Genomic DNA, 18,480 nt, shown 5'->3' on the forward strand with positions numbered 1-18,480 from the left:
GAGTGCTTTAAAACCACAGCCATAGGACGACGCCAGCAGCAATAAATAAACTGCCGATGGCACGTAAACGCAGCGTGGCAGCATTATACGGTTCGTTACGCGCATCGACTGGCTGCTGGCGAAAGCGCTTGGTACCTACCAGCATTGCTGCTACTAGCGGTTCACCTAGCAGCCGATGTGCGATCAAGCCAGCCAGGTGCAGACCGATTAGAATGATGAGTAGATCACTATTGAGTTGATGCAGGGTTCTAAGCTGGCCACCTACCCCATCGCCAAATACGCCATAGAGCGGCGCCTGAAAAAAGATATCGTCACTTAAAAACAGGCCGCTCACTGCTTGGAAACTAAGCGAAAGCAGCATCAGCAGTACCATCCACCCGCCTAGCGGATTATGGCTGGCATAAGCGCCGGGCCGACGCTTTAGCAGCAATTGGGAATAAGCAACTGTTTCAACGGGTGGATATAAAAACGTTTTAAATCTCGCATACACGCTCCCCAGTAGGCCCCACAGCCATCGGAAAACGAGTAATCCGATTATGAGGTAGCCCGCTTGGGCATGCACTTCAATTGGAAATAGGAAAGGCGCTCCGCTAGTCTTGGTGGTATAAAATGAAATCAACACCGCCGCCACTAACCCCCAGTGAAACAGGCGAAGCCAGCCATCCCATACCTCAATCGCTACCTTGTCGCGCATAACATGTCCTCTCTCAGCAGTGATGAGCCCCCAGTGGTGAGATAGCTTCGCATTAATTGAGTCTTTCTCATAGAATGCGAGACAGTTAGCCGCAATCGTCAGTCGTAACGGTTAGTCGCAACACCGCCGAAAATATAAGCAGTGAGTCAACGCATTAAACATCCATTGATGTCGGTCACTTGAGCTTTAAAGACAGACCGGCGAACATGGATGAAACTCCAGGGAGAAGTATTCGATGACACGTAACATAGCCGATATCAGGCGTGATTATGAAGGCGGCAGGCTTGATGAGTCCCAGACACCCGACGATCCATTCGTGCTATTCGATGAGTGGTTTAGCCTTGCCCTGGAAAAAGAGGGCAAAGATGGCAACGCCATGACACTAGCCACCGTAGATAGCCAAGGCCGCCCTCACGCTCGGGTGGTCCTGTTAAAGGGATTTGATGAGCGCGGCATGGTTTTTTACACCAATTACCATAGTCATAAGGGGAGCGAGCTGAGCAATGTGCCCTTCGCGGCCATGACCTTCTGGTGGCCTTCGCTTTCACGACAGGTACGTATTGAAGGGCCTGTTGAGCAGGTTTCAGCCGATGAGTCTGATGAGTACTTTGCCAGCCGACCACGGGGTAGCCAATTGGGCGCATGGATTGCGACTCAAAGTGTGGTGATTCCCGACCGCAACTGGATCGAAGAGCGCCAAAAGCGCTTTGAGCAAGCCTATGATGGCCAGGATATTCCCCGCCCGATCCACTGGGGTGGCTATCGTGTCACGCCGGAAATGATCGAGTTTTGGCAGGGTCAGCCTAGCCGCCTCCATGACCGCCTACGCTTTGAGCGTCGTGACGGCGGTGAATGGGGCCGTTTCCGCATGGCGCCATAACGTCAGCAACAAGTTCACAATTTAGGCCTGCGTTTTATACGCAGGTCTTAACGTTTTTAAAGCTTTTCAAATGCCTAATCTGGTAGGCTCTCAAGGCGGTGCCGCTGCCATTCACTTTCGGGTTCGTTGAGGCGTAACACCGCATCAATCACCTGCTCTTCCATGTTATAGCGGCATTTAAAGCCTAAGTGCTTCATCAGCGCCCGCATCGGATGGTTGTCGACCATAATTTTGCCGATCATTTCCAGGGTGCCAATATTAGTGCAGTAATCGATCATCTTCTTCATCAACAGGCTACCAATGCCCAGACCTTGAAGGTCATCGCGAATAATGACCGAAAACTCGGTACGAATATTGTCCGGATCGTTCCATACCCGCACCACCCCTAGCATCTCTTTACTGCCATCATCGCCTAAATATTCTGCGATAAAGGCCATCTGACGATCGTAATTGATATGTGACAGGATCGATAAGTCACGCTGGGTTAGGTTGGACTTGTTATGGAAATAGCGAAAACGAATACTCTCTTCCGAGAGCTGGCGATGGAAGGTGGTAATTAAGTGGGCATCTTCGGCACGAATGGGCCTCACCTCGACCTGCCAGCCGTTTTTCAACGTCACCCATTCACGTAGTTCTTCGGGGTACGGCATAATCGCAAAGCGCGATGGCGTACCGAGATCCATGGCGAAATCGACGGCGACCATACCGTCACGATTCAGCAGCAGTGGATTCACCTCTAAACCCCGCAGGTCGCTCAGATCGGAGGCCATTTGCGATAGCTTGACCAGCATTTGGCATAAGTGCTGAATGTCACGCTCTGGGTCGGCGGAGTGTTCACGAATTAATGAGGCGGCGTGGGTTCTCCCTACTACATCGGCAGCCAGGCTCATATTGAGCGGCGGCAGCGCGACCTGGCGGTCAGCCAGCACGTTGACCTTATAACCACCGATGCCAAAGACGATAAGTGGGCCGAACACCGGATCACGGGTAATGCCCGCGCAAATCTGCATCGAGTGCTTGCCACGCTGCATGGGCTGTAAACAGTACTCGCGGATCGCATACTCGGGAAATTTTTCAGCGACTTTTTCACCTAGCTGGCGAACGCCTTCCGCTACCTGTTCGGGTGTGTCCAAGTCCTGTAGCAAGCCTGCTGAAATTTTATGCGGGTGCTTGCGGTAGCGATAAGGACGACAATTGCCTTCATGAACCACTTTCAGCGCCTTGGTGCCAGGTATCTCTGCAGCGCGAGCAAGCGCCTCATCGGGGTTGGCCAAATACACGCTGGGTGCCGTGGGGATACCGTAGGCCTCGAGCACTTGGGCGGTTTCAGAGTGGGTCAAGGTTTGCCTGCCCTGCTCTTTTGCCTGCTTAATCAGTGTACGGCACTGGGCGCGTATTTCTGGACTGGTGGAAAATGGCAGGCTGGGTGGGATCTCTTGCAACAGCGCTTGAACGCGCTGATAAATCACCATATGCATAAACGCCTTAACGGCCTTTTCGGGTGAAATATAAGTCGGAATCCCGGCTAAATTACAGATGTGGCGCGCATTAAGCGCCTCTTTTAAGCCCATCCAACTGGTGAGGAGGTTGCGGCGAAATTTCTTGCGGTTATCGATCAGCGCCTGGGCAGTCACCAGCGATGGCGCCATCCGGGTGGGTGCATGCACCACCAATACAGCATCCACGTTGGCGTCAGCAGCGACAATCTCCAGCGCTTGGACAAACCGCTCGGGCGAGGCGTTGCCGCCCAGATCCACCGGGTTCTCGCCCGGCTTGCTCATATCGACCTCGCTACGGTGCAGCGCTGCCTGGGTTTCGTCGCTAAATTCAGCCAATTTACCGCCCGCGCTAATCAGCTTATCGATCGCCAGCATGGCGGGCCCTAAACCGTTAGAGACAATGGCCAGACGATCGCCCTTCAGGGGTTTCATGCGCGACAGGGTTTCCAGCGCATCAAGCAGCTCATCGGAATCATTTACCCGCACCACCCCTGCCCGAGCAAAAGCGGCATCAAACACCACGTCACGGTTAGCAATCCCAGGCGTGGGTGACATGCCGGATATATCCGATTCTGGGGTGCGGCCGCTTTTTATTGCCAGTACCAGACGATTACGTGATGCATCACGCACGGCGGTCATAAAGTGCTGGGCGTCGCTGATTCGCTCAAGGTGCAGCATAATGGCCTGAGCGGGCGAGAATTGATTAACGTAATCGATCAGGTCTGGCAATAGCACATCGACACTGTCGCCAACGGTTATCAAGTGCGAAAAGCCCACATCACGCCCGGCGGCCCAATCAATCATCGCATTGGCCAGCATGCCGGACTGGCCCAGGTAAGCGACGCGGCCCGCTTTCACCGGCTGACTGGCGTAAGAGGCGTTAAGCTTTTTGCCCGGTACAATTAGCCCCATGCACTCGGGGCCGAGTACACGAATACCCGAGACGCGTGCCGCACTCAACATTCGTTCGCGAATGGAACCCTGATTGCCTTTATCTCGATCCAGGTAAGCGCCGCCCGAGAGCACCAGGGCCGCTTTGACACCGTATTGCCCAAGCTTTTTAATCAGGCTGGGCACACCTTCAATCGGCGAGCAGACCACGGCTAAGTCGGGCACTTCGGGTAGCTCGCTTACGCGGCTGACGCACGGCACACCGAAGACTTGGGAGTAGCCTTTTAGATTGACTGCCCAGAGCGGCCCTTTAAAACCACCCTCCTGAATATTTCTCAGCACTAGACCGCCCAACGACGCGGGTTTTTCAGAGGCGCCAAACACCGCTAGTGTGCGAGGTTCGAAAAAATGGTGTAAAAAGCGCGTACTCAAAATGCGTCTCCCCTGACATGAATCGCGGCTGTACGACTTATTGACACTGTCGCCCAGGCCCTGAAGGCGATTAAGGTGGCATCAATGATAATGGAGCGTTGGAATGATTACCGCCTACCTTACCCACCCAGACTGCTCATTGCACCACATGGGGCCGGAGCATCCTGAAAGCCCTCAGCGTCTGGAGGCTATTCGCGCTCGCCTATCGCTTGTTGGGTTATTACAGCAAACCATGCAGGCCGATGCCAAGGCAGCCTGCGAGGAGTCTCTTGCCAGAGTACACCCCTTGCGCCATTTGCGCTCCCTAGAGAAGTGCTTGCCCACCGAAGGCCTCGTTACGCTAAATAGCGATACCATGATGAATCCTGACAGCTTACAAGCCGCACGGGTTGCAGCGGGAGCGGTTATTCGTGGGGTAGATCAGGTATTTAAGCGTCAGGCGGATAACGTCTTTTGTGCGGTTAGACCACCAGGCCACCATGCGGAAGCCAGCGACGCGATGGGATTCTGTTTTTACAATAATATCGCCGTGGGGGCGGCCCATGCGCGAGCCAAATATGGTGCCAAGCGTATCGCTATACTGGATTTTGATGTTCATCAGTGCAATGGCACCATCGATATCTTTAAAAATGATCCTGAGATACTGATCTGCACCAGCTTCCAGTATCCGTTTTACCCCTGGCGTTATTTGCGCAGCGAGTGGCAAAACGTTGTGAATACCCCGCTTGAAGTGGGCACCGATGGCCCAGAGTTCCGGCGCATCATCGAAAACCACTGGCTACCTGCCCTGCACGCCTTTAAACCTGACTTGGTGATGCTCTCCGCGGGTTTCGACGCTCACCGTGATGACCCCATGGGGGATATCTGTTTAGAGGATGAAGACTTCTACTGGATTACCCATCTAGCCATGGAGATCGCCACCCTGTATGCCGATAATCGCATTGTATCGGTGCTTGAAGGCGGCTATAACCCGAAGTCGCTGGCGAGTGGCGTTGAGGCGCATCTAAAAGCGCTTTTAGGGCTGCCGTTTGCTGAAGCACCCTAGATATGCATCAGCACTCTTGCTTCTGCCGGCCGTTCTTAGCCACTTCTTTGCTGTGATATCATGCTTGTTTACGCGCGCCTATAGACACGCACCGTTAGACAACGCAGCCAATGTGACAACCTATGACCGCTACGACTGAAGAGCATGCCGCGCTGCGTATTGCATCGGGAAGCAAACCCTTTGTTGAGCCGTTGCGTTTAGGCGAGCGGCTCAAACAAATTCGTCTCGCTAATCAGTGGACGTTGGAAGAGGTTAGCCAGCGCACCGGGCTTGCCCGCTCAACGCTGTCTAAAATTGAGAACGACCAAGTCTCCCCCACCTTTAGCGTGGTGCAAAAACTCACTACTGGGCTCAACATCGACTTGCCTCAATTGCTCACGCCCCCCAAGCGGGAACGTTATACCATGGGGAGGCGCGATCTAACCCGTAAAGGCAAAGGGCAACTGCACCCCACGCCCACGTACGAGCACGAATTATTGGGCCATCAGCTCGCCCAAAAACGTATGATTCCCTTCAAAACCATCGTACGGGCACGCAGCTTTGACGAGTATCACCAGTGGGTACGTCATGATGGCGAAGAGTTTTTGATGGTGCTGCATGGCGATATTATGCTCTACACCGAATTTTACGCCCCATTAGTGCTAGCTGAGGGCGACAGCATCTATTTTGATAGTGATATGGGCCATGCACTGGTATCCACTAGTCCAGACGATGCCGTTGTTTTGTCGGTCTGTACGCGCGGTGATGTGGCCTAAGCTATTCGCAAACCAGCGAGCCATTCACACGGATTATAGGCAGTTGGTAGGCTTCGGCAAACCGGCCAGGCGGGCAATTCGCTTTGCCGGGCTGCCGGGGAAAAGCTGCATCAGGTAAATAGAACGCCCTTTCTCTTCACCCAGTGCGTTTTTGGTTGCTTTCACAAGCGGTCGCATCGCCGGAGCCATTTCGTAACGCTGATAAAATGCTCGCACGACTTTGATAACTTCCCAGTGTTCAGCGGTAAGTGTTAAACCCTCTTCTTCAGCCATTAAATGAGCGACAGATTCGTCCCACTCTGACTGGTTAACGAGATACCCTTCCGGGTCTAGCGGATATTTTTTTTGCGAATCAAGATAACGGTATATTTTCGTGTCAGACATCTTAGTACCAGGTAACTGTCTTTTCATACTGCTCGGTGAGCGCCACAAAGCCATCCATCTCTAGTGTGGGCAGCTCATTATCCGTGGCAATGCTGGCAAGCCCGCGGCTTATAAGGTCTTCCGATAGAAGGAATATGCGCGACTGACACTGCTGCCATGCCTGCCAGGAGGGATCAAGGGCAGCTGTTACCGCTTCTTCGATCAGCAGCACGGCATCCTGCTCCCCTATCGCTTGCTGCATTTGAGTAGCGACAATGCTATCAGGCGCTTTGGTGAGGATGTGTAAGATCATAATTCTCTCACTAGGCCTAAAAGTTAAGTATCTGGGTGTGCTGCTGTAACAGCCCTGGTATTTCCTGATCCGCTATCAGGGTGATGCCCTCTACCAGTGAATCGGCGGATAGATGCATCCCTTGCAGCGCTTCTTCGGTCACCCAAAGCTTGTCAATATCATACATTTCCAACATATCAATGGTGGGCAGCGTGGCTTTTTGCCCCGGCGCACCACTGCCCTGTTCTTTCAGCAGTGCCATTATACCCTGCCCCATAAACAGCAAATGCACGGGTTGTCCAAAGGCCGCCGCCACCAGTGCGGCATCTAACCCTTCACGTAACCAGTTTGAGCTGTGGGGCGCGTGGCGAATTATCACTAATAGCGCATCAGGTGTCGCCATTGGCTCTCCTTCAAGCAAAGGTAATCAGGCGATCAGCGCGTTGCTGTAGCTCAAGCAGTTGCCCTAGCCCTGTCAACTCGAAAGGAGGTGCTACATTAAAGGCCTGCTTGCCATGTCGCTGTGCTTCCGATTCACTCATCAATCCTCGCCGCAACGCAGCGGCAATACAGACATCTAACTGAATCGCATGCTGCTGATGCAGCTCAATCCAGGCTTCTCTGAGGTTGAGTTCATCCTGGGGAGGAGCCATCAGCGATGATGCATTATGAACGCCGTCGTGATAGAAAAAAACACCGGCAATCTGATGCCCTCGCGCTAGAACGGCATGGGCAAAACGCAATGCAGAGTGCGGTGCTGGGCTGCTATACGGCGCCCCCATCACCAATAAGCCGTACTGCATCATGATAATACCTGGTAACGGTTACCCTAAAAAAAGACAGGCCCTAGCAATAGGGCCTGTCATATCGTCTATCGTTTGCTTAGATCAATCGCTGCTCATAATACCCAAAATCGACAACAGGCTAACAAACAGGTTGTAGATGGATACGTAGAGCGTCACCGTAGCGAGAATGTAGTTCGTTTCACCAGCGCGATGAATGATCTCACTGGTTTGATACAGAATGGCTGCTGAAGCAAACAGCACAAAGCCAGCTGACACCATCAATGAAAGCGCCGGGATGTTAAAGAAGAACCCAGCCACCATGGCCAGAATCAACACGATGGCGCCCGCCATCAAGAAGTTGCTCAAAAAGCTAAAGTCTTTCTTGGTGGTTAGCGCTACCGCGGAAAGACCAACAAACGTCAGACCGGTCATGGCCAACGCGTTCATAATCAACGCACCGCCATTAGGCAGGGTCAGGTAGGCAGAAAGAATCGGCCCAAGCGTGAACCCCATAAAGCCGGTAAAGGCGAACGTTGCTAATAAGCCGGCCGCAGAATTTGCGGTTTTATGTACCAGGAACATTAAGCCGTAGGCACCAACCAAGAACACGAAGATGTTCATTTGTTGGATGCCGAGGGCTACAGCAGCACCCGCGGTGACTGCTGAGAACAGCAGCGTCATTGCCAGTAGCGCGTAGGTGTTACGCAATACCTTGTTAGTGCTAACACTATTGGCAACGCCACTCGACTGAGGACGTGCCGTACGTAAATCGTTGTAAGCCATGTGTTCATGCTCCCTAATGGTATTTCCAACAACTGACAAGCATGCCGTTACCGAGTTCCAGACGCAAGCCTTTGTCTGTATCGAGAACTCCCCTTCACCAATGGTTATTCAACGTTAAAACCGCTTTGTAAGCATTGTCTATGCTGGTTAAGCACTTCGTTTGGACACCAAAAGATGAAAAAAATTCTACTTATTGATCGTTCAAACCGCCCCTTTGGCGACGCCCAGCGCCGCCAAAGGGTTGCTAGCAAGGCTAGGTTATACTTCACCGGCTTCAAAAACCGGATCGAGGATAACCACTGCTTAGCTTTGCACCTCTTCTTCGTCTTCTTTTTCATCTTTATGTGGTGTAACGGAGGTTACCGCCGTTTGACGCGCATCTTGAGGAGAATTATAGATACGAGCATCAATCACGTGCAGTACCGCCAATTGCGCAAACAATACCGCAAAACAGACGATCAAACCTTTTAACATGGCGGCATATCCAGAGATGGTGGGACTAACATCCGCATATTAGCCGATCACTAGCCAAACACAATCTATTTTGTACGCCTGAAAATCCTCTGTTTGAAAGCGTTGAATAGCGCGCAAAGCAGCCGTTCAGAACACGCCGCGGCTACTCCTTAACGGATACTTTGCGCAGATCGTCAATCATTACCCCCTCGGGTAAATCTGATTCCTCCGCGGGCAGCCATACGGGAGAGAGAGCGCTATCTTCCCGGCCATCTTCATACTGATGGCCGGGAATGCGGTAAACAACCTGACTGTGGTGGTGATCCCATGCAAATACACGATCCATATGCTTATCCTAAAAAATAAAACTTCAGCTATGACATTCAGGTTAAGCACGATGTTCCCCCGCATGACATCGACATATGCAACGCCTATAAGGTTAAATGTCGAATGGATTATTTGTTGACAAGGAGTCATCAATGAAAGCACTCATCGCCCTTTGCCAGGTTACCTTTATACTTGCAGGCTGCAGTTCAGGCCCCACTTCATCAAGAACCGCAGACTGTCGCCAACTGGCAGAGAAGGCTGGCGACACCATGGTCTACGGTGACGGCATACGCGGCACCCAAGTGAATAAGGCAGGATTTTAATACCACATTTTTTTCACGTTGATTTTGCTGGATTAATGGCAGGTGATGGCTTGAAAGAACCTCATGGCGGTAAAGACCCACAAGAGGCCCTGCGTGCCAGGCTAACGAAAAGCTTACAAGAACGCAGGGCCTCGTCCCATCGCCGTAGAATCGGCGCCCGAGCGACTCGTCAACAGTTTTTAGAGGCGACTCGCAACGTTGGGGTCATTGTGGTCGCTACTTGCTTCACTGCTGGCTGGGTAGTCACTAACCCCAGCCTGAATACCGATAACGTTTGGCTCGGCGTGGGGCTAGGTATAATCTTGATCTTTGTAGGGTCTTTCGGCTATGGTTACGTTGAGCGTGATAAAACCTCAGATGAGGATGATAAGCCATGAATGAACTTATCCTTGCTGGCATGTTGATGAGCCTAGTGGTCGTGTCAGGTGGCATGGTATGGAGCCAGCACCGAGAACATCACGGTAAAAAATCGCTAACCGATAGCGCATTTTCCTGGATTGCCAAACACTTTGCTTAATAAATCCAGTTAGCAAATATGAAAGGGTCGCGAATAGCGGCCCTTTTGTTTATTACGAGTACGCTAGCAGGCGCGTATTGTTTCGCTTCAACAGCTCATTTTTATTTTAAAGGTGATGATAGGGCTAGCGACAGCGAAGGAACCGGGTCACTCTTTTATCATCAATCAATTCCCATGCCGAAAAACTGGGCTGACACACCATCACCGTAAGAGATCACCATGCCTGTTATTCAGCGACTGCTCCGCGTTCTTAAAGCCTCTACGCTACAAATTTCGTGGACATTTCTGCTTCTTATTGTGCTCGCCCATATGGGCACCACCTGGATGCTTTTCTCACTGGTCGGCGAATCGGTGGCCGACTCCGCTGCCAACTGGGTTTATTTTTATGTCGTTGTTTCTAGCACCGTAGGTTTCGGCGATTTCAGCCCAACAACCGTGGCCGGGAAGTGGATCGCTACGATCTATCTCATTCCAGGCGGCATTTCACTGTTCGCTGCCTTGATCGGTAAAGCCACCGTCACACTTTCAAATTTTTGGAGATTACAGATGCAAGGTAAAGGCGATTTCAGCCACTTGTCCGGTCACACCCTTGTCATTGGCTGGCACGGCGAAACTACCGAGCGCATTTTGGACATTCTTAAAGCCGATAAGGGCCTGCCGGATGAAGTCGTGCTCTGCGTTACCAAAGAGATGAGCAACCCACGCCCTGCGGATTTAAAGTTTATTAAAGGGGAAAGTTTCTCCAATGCCGAGCTTCTCAAGCGAGCGGGTGTCGAAAGCGCCAGCCGCATCATCATTTACGACACCAGCGATGACCGGGTGGCCACCGTAGCGCTGAGTGCCTACAGCCTTAAAGCAAAAAACGCTCATATCGTTGCCCACTGCGCCAATCCCGACACCGCAGCGATGTTACGGCGCACTTTGCCCGGCATCGAATGTACCCAGGCCTTAGCGTTGGAAATGCTGGTACGCTCAGCCTCTGATGCGGGAATTTCGCGAGTCGTTAACGAACTACTCGCGGTTGATCGTGGCGCTACCCAGTACCAAACCAGGTTAAGCCAACCGCCTGCCGGCGCCACCTTTGGCGATCTATTTATGCAAGCAAAAAAGGTTTATAACGCCACCGTACTGGGGCTCGCCAATAGCAGTGGCGACGGCGAAGGTAATATGCTCAATCCCGCCAACGACCGCCCACTCAAAGATGGTGACATACTCTACTACATGGCTGATAGACGCCTTTCTCAGCAGCAACTGAGCGAGCTTCTCAGCGTGGAAATTTGCTTATGATAGTTCTGATCCACCGCTTACCTATTCATCCGGCGCTAACTCCTCACGTTTGGGCGGGCGCCCCACCTGCACTTTGCTAAGATCTTCCTGCGACAGGCCGCGGTATAACGCGAACATCATTGCAAACACCAAAATGAACATCGGTAGGCCAACAACGGTAATCACTTCCTGCAAAGCAGTAAGCCCGGCATCGCCCGCAAGCACAATCAGCATCGCTGCCAGCATACCCTCCGAAACACCCCAGAAAACACGCTGATGCCATGGTCCGGGATCCGCACTGCCGGTACACAGCATATCGACAACCAGGGACGCAGAGTCTGATGACGTGGCAAAGAAGATCGCAACGATCACAACAGCCAAGCCCTGGATTAACGTAGCGGCCGGGAAGCTCTCGAAGAATGCGAACATAGCGAGGGGGATGCTTTCACCTACGGCGGCAGACAAGATACCTGCCTGCTCTCCCAGTGCTTCTCGAGCATCGGGCCCAATCCCGTCGATCTCCATTGCCGACCAACCAAAAATTGCAAACCAAACCAGTGTGAAGATAGAGGGGGCAAAAAGCACACCAAGGACGAATTCGCGGATTGTGCGCCCGCGTGAAATTCGCGCCACAAAGATCCCGATGAAAGGCGACCACGTCACTGTCCAGGCCCAATAGAATACCGTCCAGCTACCCTGCCACCCCCAGGCGCCGCCATCCCTGGAATAGCTTGCCAGCGTGTCATTCCAGAAAGCCATGGGCAGCAGGTTCGTTATGTAGAGACCAAAGGTTTCGACCACAGCGCGCAAAAGGAAAACGGTCGACCCGGTAAAGAGTACAAACAACAACAGGCCGACGGCCATGGCGATATTGATATTAGAAAGCCGTTTCACGCCTGAATCCAGCCCCGCCACAATCGATCCCACAGCGACAGCCGTCAGCATGGCAATGATGAACACCTTGGTGATAACGGCATCTGGAATACCAAACAACTCCGTTAGCCCCGCATTGATCTGTTGGGTGCCCAGGCCAATAGAGACCGCTACGCCAAACAGGGTGCCAAGTATGGCGAAGACATCCAGAGATTTGCCGAGAGGGCCATAAATGCGCTCGCCTAACAGCGGATAGAATACTGAACTAAAACGCATCGGCAGATTATAGCGATAAATAAAGTAAGCAAAAGCCAGTCCGGGCATAGCGAAAATCGCCCAGGTATGTAGCCCCAGATGGTAGATCGAAAAACTCATGGCATCGTCGGCGGCTTCCACAGAGAAAGGCACAACATCCGGTCTGGGTGGATTAGAAAAGTGGGAAATGGGTTCAGCCACGCCCCAGAACATCAGCACCGTTCCGGTGCCGCCTGCGAACAGCATGGTGAACCAGGAGATATTATTGTAGGCAGGTTTTGCATCATTGCCCCCCAAGCGGATCGCCCCGAACCGGCTAAGCGCCACCCACAGCAGAAACGCTACCCAACTCGTCACCCCTAAAATAAAAAACCAGCCAAGATTGGTAACAATCCATTCCCGCCCGGCACCAAAGGCTGCCCCGATGGGGCCCGGCGCAATCAGTAGCACCACAAGAAAAAGGATCATGATCCCTGCGGACGTGAAAAAAATGATGGGATCCGTCTTGAGGCCCAGTTTTCTCGCTAGTGCATCCATTATTATTCCTCCCGTGTCTTTCCACCAACATAGGAGTCATTGACCGATAACGCCAAGGGGTCAGCAAGCCGTGATATTTTCCCAGGAGAAACTACGTATGATAACCACTGCCTGATAGACGACAATCGATTATCTCAGCCGATAACCCACTCCAGTCAACGTCTCTATCCGCGCAGACTGGCTGCCAAGTTTGCGGCGCAAGGTGCGTACAATGGCATCAACCACATTGCTGCCTCCTTGATATCGGGTACCCCAGACATGCTGCAACAGCTCACGACGGGACACTGCCTTACCCTGGTGTTCGACCAAATAGCGCATGACACCAAACTCCAGGGGCGTCAGCGCAACGGAGCCTTCCGCTAACATCAGTTGCCGAGCTTCGACATCTAACAAGGCAGGATCACGCTTTATGCCCAGCTCTGCCGCGGCAAGCTCCGCCAGCCAGCCATCCACAGATGCCGACCCGAAATCGAGCACCGCACTCGGATAGCAAACGCCATCCAGTTCCACCTCCCATCCGCCAAGGGCTTCAAACCCCAACCGCTGCGCCACTTGCCGGTAAGCGCCAAGATCGGTCGCCGTAAGATAGACCCGCCGCAACCCAGGGCGCAGCTCCATATAGCTTCGCTTAAGATCCAGCCAAATAGCCGCCTGTATTTCACTGGGTGAATCGCCTTCCTTGAGACTTAGCCAGCGTCGGCAAAATAACGCCACCTCACCCGATCGCATAGGCGACTGTTCAAGATGGGAATACCACTGGGCGGTCACCGGGTCATTGAGCAACCAACTGGGTTCAACCTGGTCGGAGCGCAGTTTGCAATACAGTCCTTCTACTTCCCCGGTCACGCCCCGCACGATGGAAAACGCCTGGGGCATACGCCGCCACCATTGCAGCAGAAGCTCGCTGGCCTGACAGCCATCACGGGCGCGGACAATCCCGGTAAGGGCTTCATCGTCTTGAGGCTGTGCCGCTTCCACGCTGTGAAGCGTCGTCACGGTGGGGAAAAATGCCTCACGCACCACGGGGTTTTCAATCAGGTAGAGCATGTCCGCCGTATAGCGCCAGAGATCGTCGCTGGCCGCGAATTGCGACTCGCTAACCAGCTGTCGCCAGGCCGACCGACGATAGTCCAGGTAGCGGCTAGGGTCGCTGGCATGCAGGGAGCGGGCAAGCGGATCACGAACGGCCTCATGAATAATCAGCCCGTCATGCATGCCATCCACAAAGGGCAACCTGCGCAGCCGCTCGTAGGCATCCTGGGGATCGAGTTCCGGAAACAATGCCTGTAACAGAGAGACCGTCACCCGGCGTAGCACCACGGCGCCCTCCAGCACATGTCGGCTCGCCGAATCTTCCACATCGGCAAGAAACATCCGACTCAGCTCATCAACCGCGTGCTGTAGCACCGTCTCTTGCGGCCACGAACGGGCGTGGTTTTCCCGGCTGGCGGTGGCCGCCAGTTTCAGCGCCAGCGGATGACCATGGGCGGCCCGGATCAGGGATGCCGCATCTTCCTCCTGTATGCCATGCAAATTAAGGAGCACTTGAGCCTCCGTCGGGCTCAACGGCTGTACCGGCACACTCTGAACCAGGCGCCCCCAGTCCGGCGCCGCAAACCAGACATCCAGAGGGCGTTGGCGACTGAAAAAGACGATGTGTACGTTATCCGGCAACAACGGGACAAATACCTGACGCAGCCAGGTATCGAGCAGCCTGAACACTTCGTAGGTATCCAGCGCAAGAAGAACTGTGGGGCTCAGCAGGCCCAATCGCTCCACCAGCGTATCCACCCCCGATCCGCCATCCCCAATGGCGACACCTAGCGCATGTAAAAATCCAGGTTCGGTGGGCTCTATGTGGCGACAGTCCAGTCGGATGACGCTAGCACCTGCGTCCTCCGCCTCGGCCGCCAATATGTCCAGCAGCGCCGTCTTACCAATGCCGGTAATACCGTAGACATGCGCCACCCGAGGCCCTGCCGTCGCAAGCACACCGCGAAGAGTATCAAGCTCATTAGTGCGGCCAACGAAACCCTGATAGGCCCGGTTGGTCGTCAAATCCGACGTCCATTGCCACATGGCTGGTTTCTCTACATGTCAGGCTTAGCTGATACCTGAGTTCAGCATAGCTACAAATACCACCCGACACAGTAGTTGCGCACCGAACGATGACACTCAGATGCAATTCTCACGTAATTCTCATCAGTTCCTCACATCCCGCGAGCGATTCAGCGCTATAACAAGAGATACCCAAAACAAATATCACAAAAGCTATCCAACGACGTTAGGAGGAGACGACATGAATCCCCAATGGAGCCTGAAAGGCGACTACCTCGAAAGCTGCAATTGCAAAGGTGCCTGCCCGTGTATCTACCTCGGCAGCCCTACCGAGGGTGAATGCACCGCCCTGGTGGGCTGGCACATTACCCAAGGCCAGTTCGAGGCAGTGGATCTCGGCGACAGGAATGTGGCTATCGCCCTGCACTCCCCCGGCCCCATGGCCGAGGGAAACTGGAAAGTCGTGCTGTATATCGACCAGCGGGCAGACGAGGCCCAACAGGAAGCGCTAAGCCGCATATTCGGCGGCCAGGCCGGTGGCCACCCGGCGCTATTGGCCACCTTTATCGGCGAGGTGCTCGCGGTAGAGCACCTTCCCATCCAGTTTGAAGTGGAAAAGGGGCGTCGACATTTGAAACTTGGCCAATCCGCCAACACGGAAATTACCGCCCTGGAGGGCCAGAACGGCGCTGAGGTGACCATTCATCATCACCCGTTGGCGGTAGCGCCGGGCGAGTCTCTGGTGGTGGCCAAGTCGCAATCGTTGCTGCACCGTGCTTACGGCATCAACATTGATCTTAGCGAACGCAGTGCGTTTTATTCACCCTTCACATACAGCGGGTCTTGAGGGGCGTTGGCGATGGAACTGACAATGAGCACTCTCCATGCCCGGGAACGCTTACTGACCTGGTTAGCATTGATAACCGTGTCAATACTGGCGTGGGGTTACCTGATTATGCACGGCATGCACGCGCAAATGCCGATGAATGGGGAGATGGCCAGCACAGGCGACGACGGAATAAGCTTGCTGGTCACGGCCACGCTGATGTGGAGCGTGATGATGGTGGCCATGATGCTACCCAGCGCTAGCCCCATGCTGCTTACTTTCCTGCGCATCCACCAGCAGCGCGAACGCAAGGCAGTTGCCAGCGCAGCCACCTGGGTTTTCATGGCAGGTTACCTTGCCGTGTGGCTGGCGTTTGCGGGGGCAGCCGCCGTCATGCAATGGGCATTGCAGCAGAGTGCGCTGTTAAGCTCATCCATGGGCCACGTCACCCCACTGTTGGGAGGCGCCCTGCTGGTAACCGCAGGTGCTTTCCAGTTCAGTGATCTTAAACAGGCCTGCCTGAACAAGTGTCGTTCGCCCTTAAGCTTTCTGATGACCGAATGGCGCGAAGGCAACGGCGGAGCGCTGATCATGGGGCTCCGCCATGGCGCCTACTGCACCGGCTGCTGCTGGGCCTTGATGCTGCTGATGTTTGTCGGCGGCGTTATGAGCCTAGTTTGGATGGCGGGGCTAGCCCTTTATTTTCTAGCAGAGAAGCTACTCCCCCAAGCAGAACGGATTAGCCAAATCAGCGGGTTCCTGCTTGTTGGTGTAGGCGTCATTATTTTGCTGTCTGCTGCCTATTAAATCGTGCCTGGGATAATTACCTTGGCCTTTTGGTGGAGCCACTCCCGCAACGTTGGCAAAATAAAGGGCGCCTATATCAGTATCGGGATTATGGAGTACTCCTGACACTTATATACGCGCCCATAACTCAGCGTATTGCGCTATCGAACGTTAGACGTAAAAGTCCAGATCCTCTTGGGCTTTTAGCAGATCGCGCATCTTGATGGGATCGTCGCCAAAGAAGAAGATGAGCCCCCAATGAGTCCCGAAAGCAGACCGGTCAGGCACTGTCTCTTCTGCCGGTGCGACCAGTTCGTGTGACTCGAAGTACGGGTGATTAATCGTCTCTTCAGGCATTTCCAGCTTGCTGACAACACGACGGCGTGGGTAGACACCGAAACAACCTGCGTAACCCTTCGCATCGACTACTTCGCGGGGGAAGAACGCCGCTACTTCTTCTTTCGTGCTTTTCGGGTCGAACACCAACATTGACGCTTGATAGGCGTTGAAACCGTAGGCTTTTTCGATCAGTTCGAAAGCTTTGAAGCCGGGTGGGCGGTAGGCAACTTCGCCAAAGTACATCTCACCGTCAGCTGTCACGAAGTACTCGGGGTGAATCAAGCCGAACTGGATATCGAAGGTTTTGATCAACAGCTCGATCTGTTTGGTGATCGCATTGCGCCAGCTCTCAAGCTCCTGGGTAGCAGGCACGAACACCGAGTAGCCTAACGTCACGTATTCCGAAATATTCAGGAACTGAATTTTGCCATCGTGTATCCAGGCTTCAACGGCAAACTCCCAGCCGCTCAAGTGACTCTCCATCAGCAGCGGATACTCTTCATCCGGAATGTTATCAATTTCTTCTAACGTGCGGATCATCCGGTGGCCAAGACAACCGGCTTTATCGAATGCTTTGACGTGTATCGGGTCATCCGGATCACCATCAAGCTTGAGCAGCGTTTGATTGACGCGCTTCATAAAGCGGACGATGTCTTCTTTTTCGTGCGCCTCTTCAAATATCCCAACGCGGATACCGCCAAGCTGGGCACGGCGCTTCATCAAGGCCTTATCACGGAATAGAATAGACTGACCAAACATGCGTGGGCTGTCGAGAAGAACGGAGTTGATGGCTCCTGACCACTCAACGGTTTCTTCAAACAGTGGGATGGCGACGTCTACGCCTTCAGCCTTCAACTTTTCGGCAATCTCCATGGAACGATCATTCAAGCGAATAAAATCCCAGGAAATGAACGGTATATTGTTCGCAGCACAGAAATCCTCAGCCCATTCGGGAGCAACGACGATATAGCGACGGTCAAACTTTTGCGCCGCCTTAATCGCGTTAATACTCCATCCAAGTAAGGCAATGTAACCTTTGTTCGGATCTTTGGGTGTCTCGGTACCTTTCACCGAGTCCATTTCCGGATCACGCCAGGCCGCTATTGCTTCGGGTAATTGCTTTTCTGATGTTATCGACATTTGATGTCCTCCTTGCTGGTTAACCCAAATTGACTGGGCTGAAACTGGAGCGCACCAAGTGAGCCAAGCCGCAGTCAGTGGTGTTCAGAAACGATTGAGTAAGCCAGCATTAGGGTTTTTTTAGCGCACCCGTCGTAACTAAGCTAGTCGATACGGTTACAAATGGCAATTAAACTGTAAAGCTTCTGTTAAATTTCTGTAGAAGTTATCTTGCTAAAAAGATGAGGATAATTTCTAAGAGAAAGGTTAAATAGCAGTTCACAGCCAGCCAATAGCCTGTAGTTACCCAGCTGGTGCTTAGCGACCTATCTCAGTTATTCTAAACACAATATTTGCGTTCCATGACTGAAGGATAGCCGTA

The 18,480-nt window shown here is 53.2% G+C and carries 21 protein-coding genes; 9 read left to right on the top strand and 12 right to left on the bottom strand.

Annotated elements, in window-relative coordinates:
* Window positions 1-7: 7 nt before the first annotated feature.
* The gene (locus tag LMS44_RS11490) at window positions 8-694 is read right to left on the bottom strand and encodes a cytochrome b/b6 domain-containing protein (RefSeq protein WP_027959439.1); all 687 of its coding nucleotides are present in this window, start codon (window positions 692-694) and stop codon (window positions 8-10) included.
* A gap of 235 nt (window positions 695-929) precedes the next feature.
* Between LMS44_RS11490 and pdxH the strand changes: the two genes are divergently transcribed.
* Window positions 930-1,574 (top strand): pyridoxamine 5'-phosphate oxidase, encoded by a 645-nt coding sequence (pdxH, locus tag LMS44_RS11495; protein ID WP_009287866.1) that lies wholly within the window; start codon window positions 930-932, stop codon window positions 1,572-1,574.
* A gap of 74 nt (window positions 1,575-1,648) precedes the next feature.
* Here the strand turns inward: pdxH and LMS44_RS11500 are convergent, their stop codons facing one another.
* Window positions 1,649-4,396 carry a bifunctional acetate--CoA ligase family protein/GNAT family N-acetyltransferase gene (locus LMS44_RS11500; protein WP_278371134.1) on the bottom strand — a complete coding sequence of 916 codons (2,748 nt, stop codon included), beginning with the start codon at window positions 4,394-4,396 and terminating at the stop codon, window positions 1,649-1,651.
* Window positions 4,397-4,499: 103 nt separating this feature from the next.
* Between LMS44_RS11500 and LMS44_RS11505 the strand changes: the two genes are divergently transcribed.
* Together LMS44_RS11505 and LMS44_RS11510 are read left to right on the top strand one after the other, a co-directional pair.
* Complete coding sequence (locus LMS44_RS11505; RefSeq protein ID WP_476489350.1) at window positions 4,500-5,441, top strand: histone deacetylase family protein; 942 nt, start codon at window positions 4,500-4,502, stop codon at window positions 5,439-5,441.
* Between the two features lie 122 nt (window positions 5,442-5,563).
* Complete coding sequence (locus tag LMS44_RS11510) at window positions 5,564-6,196, top strand: helix-turn-helix domain-containing protein (protein WP_009287864.1); 633 nt, start codon at window positions 5,564-5,566, stop codon at window positions 6,194-6,196.
* Window positions 6,197-6,229: 33 nt separating this feature from the next.
* Here LMS44_RS11510 and LMS44_RS11515 read toward each other — a convergent pair whose 3' ends face one another.
* The 7 genes from LMS44_RS11515 to LMS44_RS11545 form a co-directional block, all read right to left on the bottom strand.
* Window positions 6,230-6,580, bottom strand: a complete 351-nt coding sequence (locus tag LMS44_RS11515) for a TusE/DsrC/DsvC family sulfur relay protein (protein WP_022523451.1) — start codon at window positions 6,578-6,580, stop codon at window positions 6,230-6,232.
* Between the two features lies 1 nt (window position 6,581).
* On the bottom strand, window positions 6,582-6,872 hold the full coding sequence (gene tusB / locus LMS44_RS11520) for a sulfurtransferase complex subunit TusB (protein ID WP_022523450.1): 291 nt from the start codon (window positions 6,870-6,872) through the stop codon (window positions 6,582-6,584).
* Window positions 6,873-6,888: 16 nt separating this feature from the next.
* Window positions 6,889-7,254: a sulfurtransferase complex subunit TusC gene (gene tusC, locus LMS44_RS11525; RefSeq protein WP_041159477.1), complete on the bottom strand. Its 366-nt coding sequence runs from the start codon at window positions 7,252-7,254 to the stop codon at window positions 6,889-6,891.
* 10 nt (window positions 7,255-7,264) lie between these two features.
* A complete protein-coding gene (gene tusD / locus LMS44_RS11530) occupies window positions 7,265-7,654 on the bottom strand; it encodes a sulfurtransferase complex subunit TusD (protein ID WP_027959443.1) in 390 nt (129 codons plus the stop codon).
* A gap of 84 nt (window positions 7,655-7,738) precedes the next feature.
* Window positions 7,739-8,419 (bottom strand): Bax inhibitor-1/YccA family protein, encoded by a 681-nt coding sequence (locus LMS44_RS11535; protein WP_022523447.1) that lies wholly within the window; start codon window positions 8,417-8,419, stop codon window positions 7,739-7,741.
* A gap of 303 nt (window positions 8,420-8,722) precedes the next feature.
* A complete protein-coding gene (locus tag LMS44_RS11540) occupies window positions 8,723-8,893 on the bottom strand; it encodes a hypothetical protein (RefSeq protein WP_022523446.1) in 171 nt (56 codons plus the stop codon).
* A gap of 142 nt (window positions 8,894-9,035) precedes the next feature.
* Window positions 9,036-9,218 (bottom strand): hypothetical protein, encoded by a 183-nt coding sequence (locus tag LMS44_RS11545; protein ID WP_022523445.1) that lies wholly within the window; start codon window positions 9,216-9,218, stop codon window positions 9,036-9,038.
* 133 nt (window positions 9,219-9,351) lie between these two features.
* On the opposite strand from LMS44_RS11545, the gene LMS44_RS11550 reads away from it, so the two are divergent.
* The 4 genes from LMS44_RS11550 to LMS44_RS11565 all read left to right on the top strand — a co-directional run bounded on the left by LMS44_RS11550 (window position 9,352) and on the right by LMS44_RS11565 (window position 11,326).
* A complete protein-coding gene (locus tag LMS44_RS11550) occupies window positions 9,352-9,522 on the top strand; it encodes a hypothetical protein (RefSeq protein WP_155705848.1) in 171 nt (56 codons plus the stop codon).
* Window positions 9,523-9,572: 50 nt separating this feature from the next.
* Complete coding sequence (locus LMS44_RS11555) at window positions 9,573-9,899, top strand: hypothetical protein (protein ID WP_138801605.1); 327 nt, start codon at window positions 9,573-9,575, stop codon at window positions 9,897-9,899.
* Entirely contained in the window at window positions 9,896-10,039 is a 144-nt protein-coding gene (locus LMS44_RS11560) for a hypothetical protein (RefSeq protein ID WP_155705851.1), read from the top strand. Before LMS44_RS11555 ends, LMS44_RS11560 begins: the two co-directional genes overlap by 4 nt.
* A 219-nt stretch (window positions 10,040-10,258) precedes the next feature.
* Window positions 10,259-11,326, top strand: a complete 1,068-nt coding sequence (locus tag LMS44_RS11565; protein ID WP_138801606.1) for an ion channel — start codon at window positions 10,259-10,261, stop codon at window positions 11,324-11,326.
* Window positions 11,327-11,347: 21 nt separating this feature from the next.
* Here LMS44_RS11565 and LMS44_RS11570 read toward each other — a convergent pair whose 3' ends face one another.
* Together LMS44_RS11570 and LMS44_RS11575 are read right to left on the bottom strand one after the other, a co-directional pair.
* Window positions 11,348-12,970 carry a BCCT family transporter gene (locus tag LMS44_RS11570; protein WP_498947283.1) on the bottom strand — a complete coding sequence of 541 codons (1,623 nt, stop codon included), beginning with the start codon at window positions 12,968-12,970 and terminating at the stop codon, window positions 11,348-11,350.
* Between the two features lie 129 nt (window positions 12,971-13,099).
* Window positions 13,100-15,049, bottom strand: a complete 1,950-nt coding sequence (locus LMS44_RS11575; RefSeq protein WP_278371138.1) for a winged helix-turn-helix domain-containing protein — start codon at window positions 15,047-15,049, stop codon at window positions 13,100-13,102.
* A gap of 220 nt (window positions 15,050-15,269) precedes the next feature.
* Between LMS44_RS11575 and LMS44_RS11580 the strand changes: the two genes are divergently transcribed.
* Window positions 15,270-15,875 (top strand): DUF1326 domain-containing protein, encoded by a 606-nt coding sequence (locus LMS44_RS11580; protein ID WP_278371139.1) that lies wholly within the window; start codon window positions 15,270-15,272, stop codon window positions 15,873-15,875.
* Window positions 15,876-15,899: 24 nt separating this feature from the next.
* Window positions 15,900-16,661, top strand: coding sequence for a DUF2182 domain-containing protein (locus LMS44_RS11585; RefSeq protein WP_278371140.1), 762 nt, complete (start codon window positions 15,900-15,902; stop codon window positions 16,659-16,661).
* Between the two features lie 150 nt (window positions 16,662-16,811).
* Here LMS44_RS11585 and LMS44_RS11590 read toward each other — a convergent pair whose 3' ends face one another.
* The gene (locus LMS44_RS11590; protein ID WP_278371142.1) at window positions 16,812-18,119 is read right to left on the bottom strand and encodes an ATP-grasp domain-containing protein; all 1,308 of its coding nucleotides are present in this window, start codon (window positions 18,117-18,119) and stop codon (window positions 16,812-16,814) included.
* Between the last annotated feature and the right edge of the window lie 361 nt (window positions 18,120-18,480).

This window comes from Halomonas profundus, assembly GCF_020865425.1.
Classification (GTDB): Bacteria; Pseudomonadota; Gammaproteobacteria; order Pseudomonadales; family Halomonadaceae; genus Vreelandella; species Vreelandella titanicae.

What these genes read in the sequence shown, in the direction of transcription:
- LMS44_RS11490 (WP_027959439.1), bottom strand. Translation starts at nt 694, where the DNA reads ATGCGCGACAAGGTAGCGATTGAGGTATGGGATGGCTGGCTTCGCCTG.
- pdxH (WP_009287866.1), top strand. Translation starts at nt 930, where the DNA reads ATGACACGTAACATAGCCGATATCAGGCGTGATTATGAAGGCGGCAGG.
- LMS44_RS11505 (WP_476489350.1), top strand. Translation starts at nt 4,500, where the DNA reads ATGATTACCGCCTACCTTACCCACCCAGACTGCTCATTGCACCACATG.
- LMS44_RS11510 (WP_009287864.1), top strand. Translation starts at nt 5,564, where the DNA reads ATGACCGCTACGACTGAAGAGCATGCCGCGCTGCGTATTGCATCGGGA.
- LMS44_RS11515 (WP_022523451.1), bottom strand. Translation starts at nt 6,580, where the DNA reads ATGTCTGACACGAAAATATACCGTTATCTTGATTCGCAAAAAAAATAT.
- tusB (WP_022523450.1), bottom strand. Translation starts at nt 6,872, where the DNA reads ATGATCTTACACATCCTCACCAAAGCGCCTGATAGCATTGTCGCTACT.
- tusC (WP_041159477.1), bottom strand. Translation starts at nt 7,254, where the DNA reads ATGGCGACACCTGATGCGCTATTAGTGATAATTCGCCACGCGCCCCAC.
- tusD (WP_027959443.1), bottom strand. Translation starts at nt 7,654, where the DNA reads ATGCAGTACGGCTTATTGGTGATGGGGGCGCCGTATAGCAGCCCAGCA.
- LMS44_RS11535 (WP_022523447.1), bottom strand. Translation starts at nt 8,419, where the DNA reads ATGGCTTACAACGATTTACGTACGGCACGTCCTCAGTCGAGTGGCGTT.
- LMS44_RS11540 (WP_022523446.1), bottom strand. Translation starts at nt 8,893, where the DNA reads ATGTTAAAAGGTTTGATCGTCTGTTTTGCGGTATTGTTTGCGCAATTG.
- LMS44_RS11545 (WP_022523445.1), bottom strand. Translation starts at nt 9,218, where the DNA reads ATGGATCGTGTATTTGCATGGGATCACCACCACAGTCAGGTTGTTTAC.
- LMS44_RS11550 (WP_155705848.1), top strand. Translation starts at nt 9,352, where the DNA reads ATGAAAGCACTCATCGCCCTTTGCCAGGTTACCTTTATACTTGCAGGC.
- LMS44_RS11560 (WP_155705851.1), top strand. Translation starts at nt 9,896, where the DNA reads ATGAATGAACTTATCCTTGCTGGCATGTTGATGAGCCTAGTGGTCGTG.
- LMS44_RS11565 (WP_138801606.1), top strand. Translation starts at nt 10,259, where the DNA reads ATGCCTGTTATTCAGCGACTGCTCCGCGTTCTTAAAGCCTCTACGCTA.
- LMS44_RS11570 (WP_498947283.1), bottom strand. Translation starts at nt 12,970, where the DNA reads ATGGATGCACTAGCGAGAAAACTGGGCCTCAAGACGGATCCCATCATT.
- LMS44_RS11575 (WP_278371138.1), bottom strand. Translation starts at nt 15,049, where the DNA reads ATGTGGCAATGGACGTCGGATTTGACGACCAACCGGGCCTATCAGGGT.
- LMS44_RS11580 (WP_278371139.1), top strand. Translation starts at nt 15,270, where the DNA reads ATGAATCCCCAATGGAGCCTGAAAGGCGACTACCTCGAAAGCTGCAAT.
- LMS44_RS11585 (WP_278371140.1), top strand. Translation starts at nt 15,900, where the DNA reads ATGAGCACTCTCCATGCCCGGGAACGCTTACTGACCTGGTTAGCATTG.
- LMS44_RS11590 (WP_278371142.1), bottom strand. Translation starts at nt 18,119, where the DNA reads ATGTCGATAACATCAGAAAAGCAATTACCCGAAGCAATAGCGGCCTGG.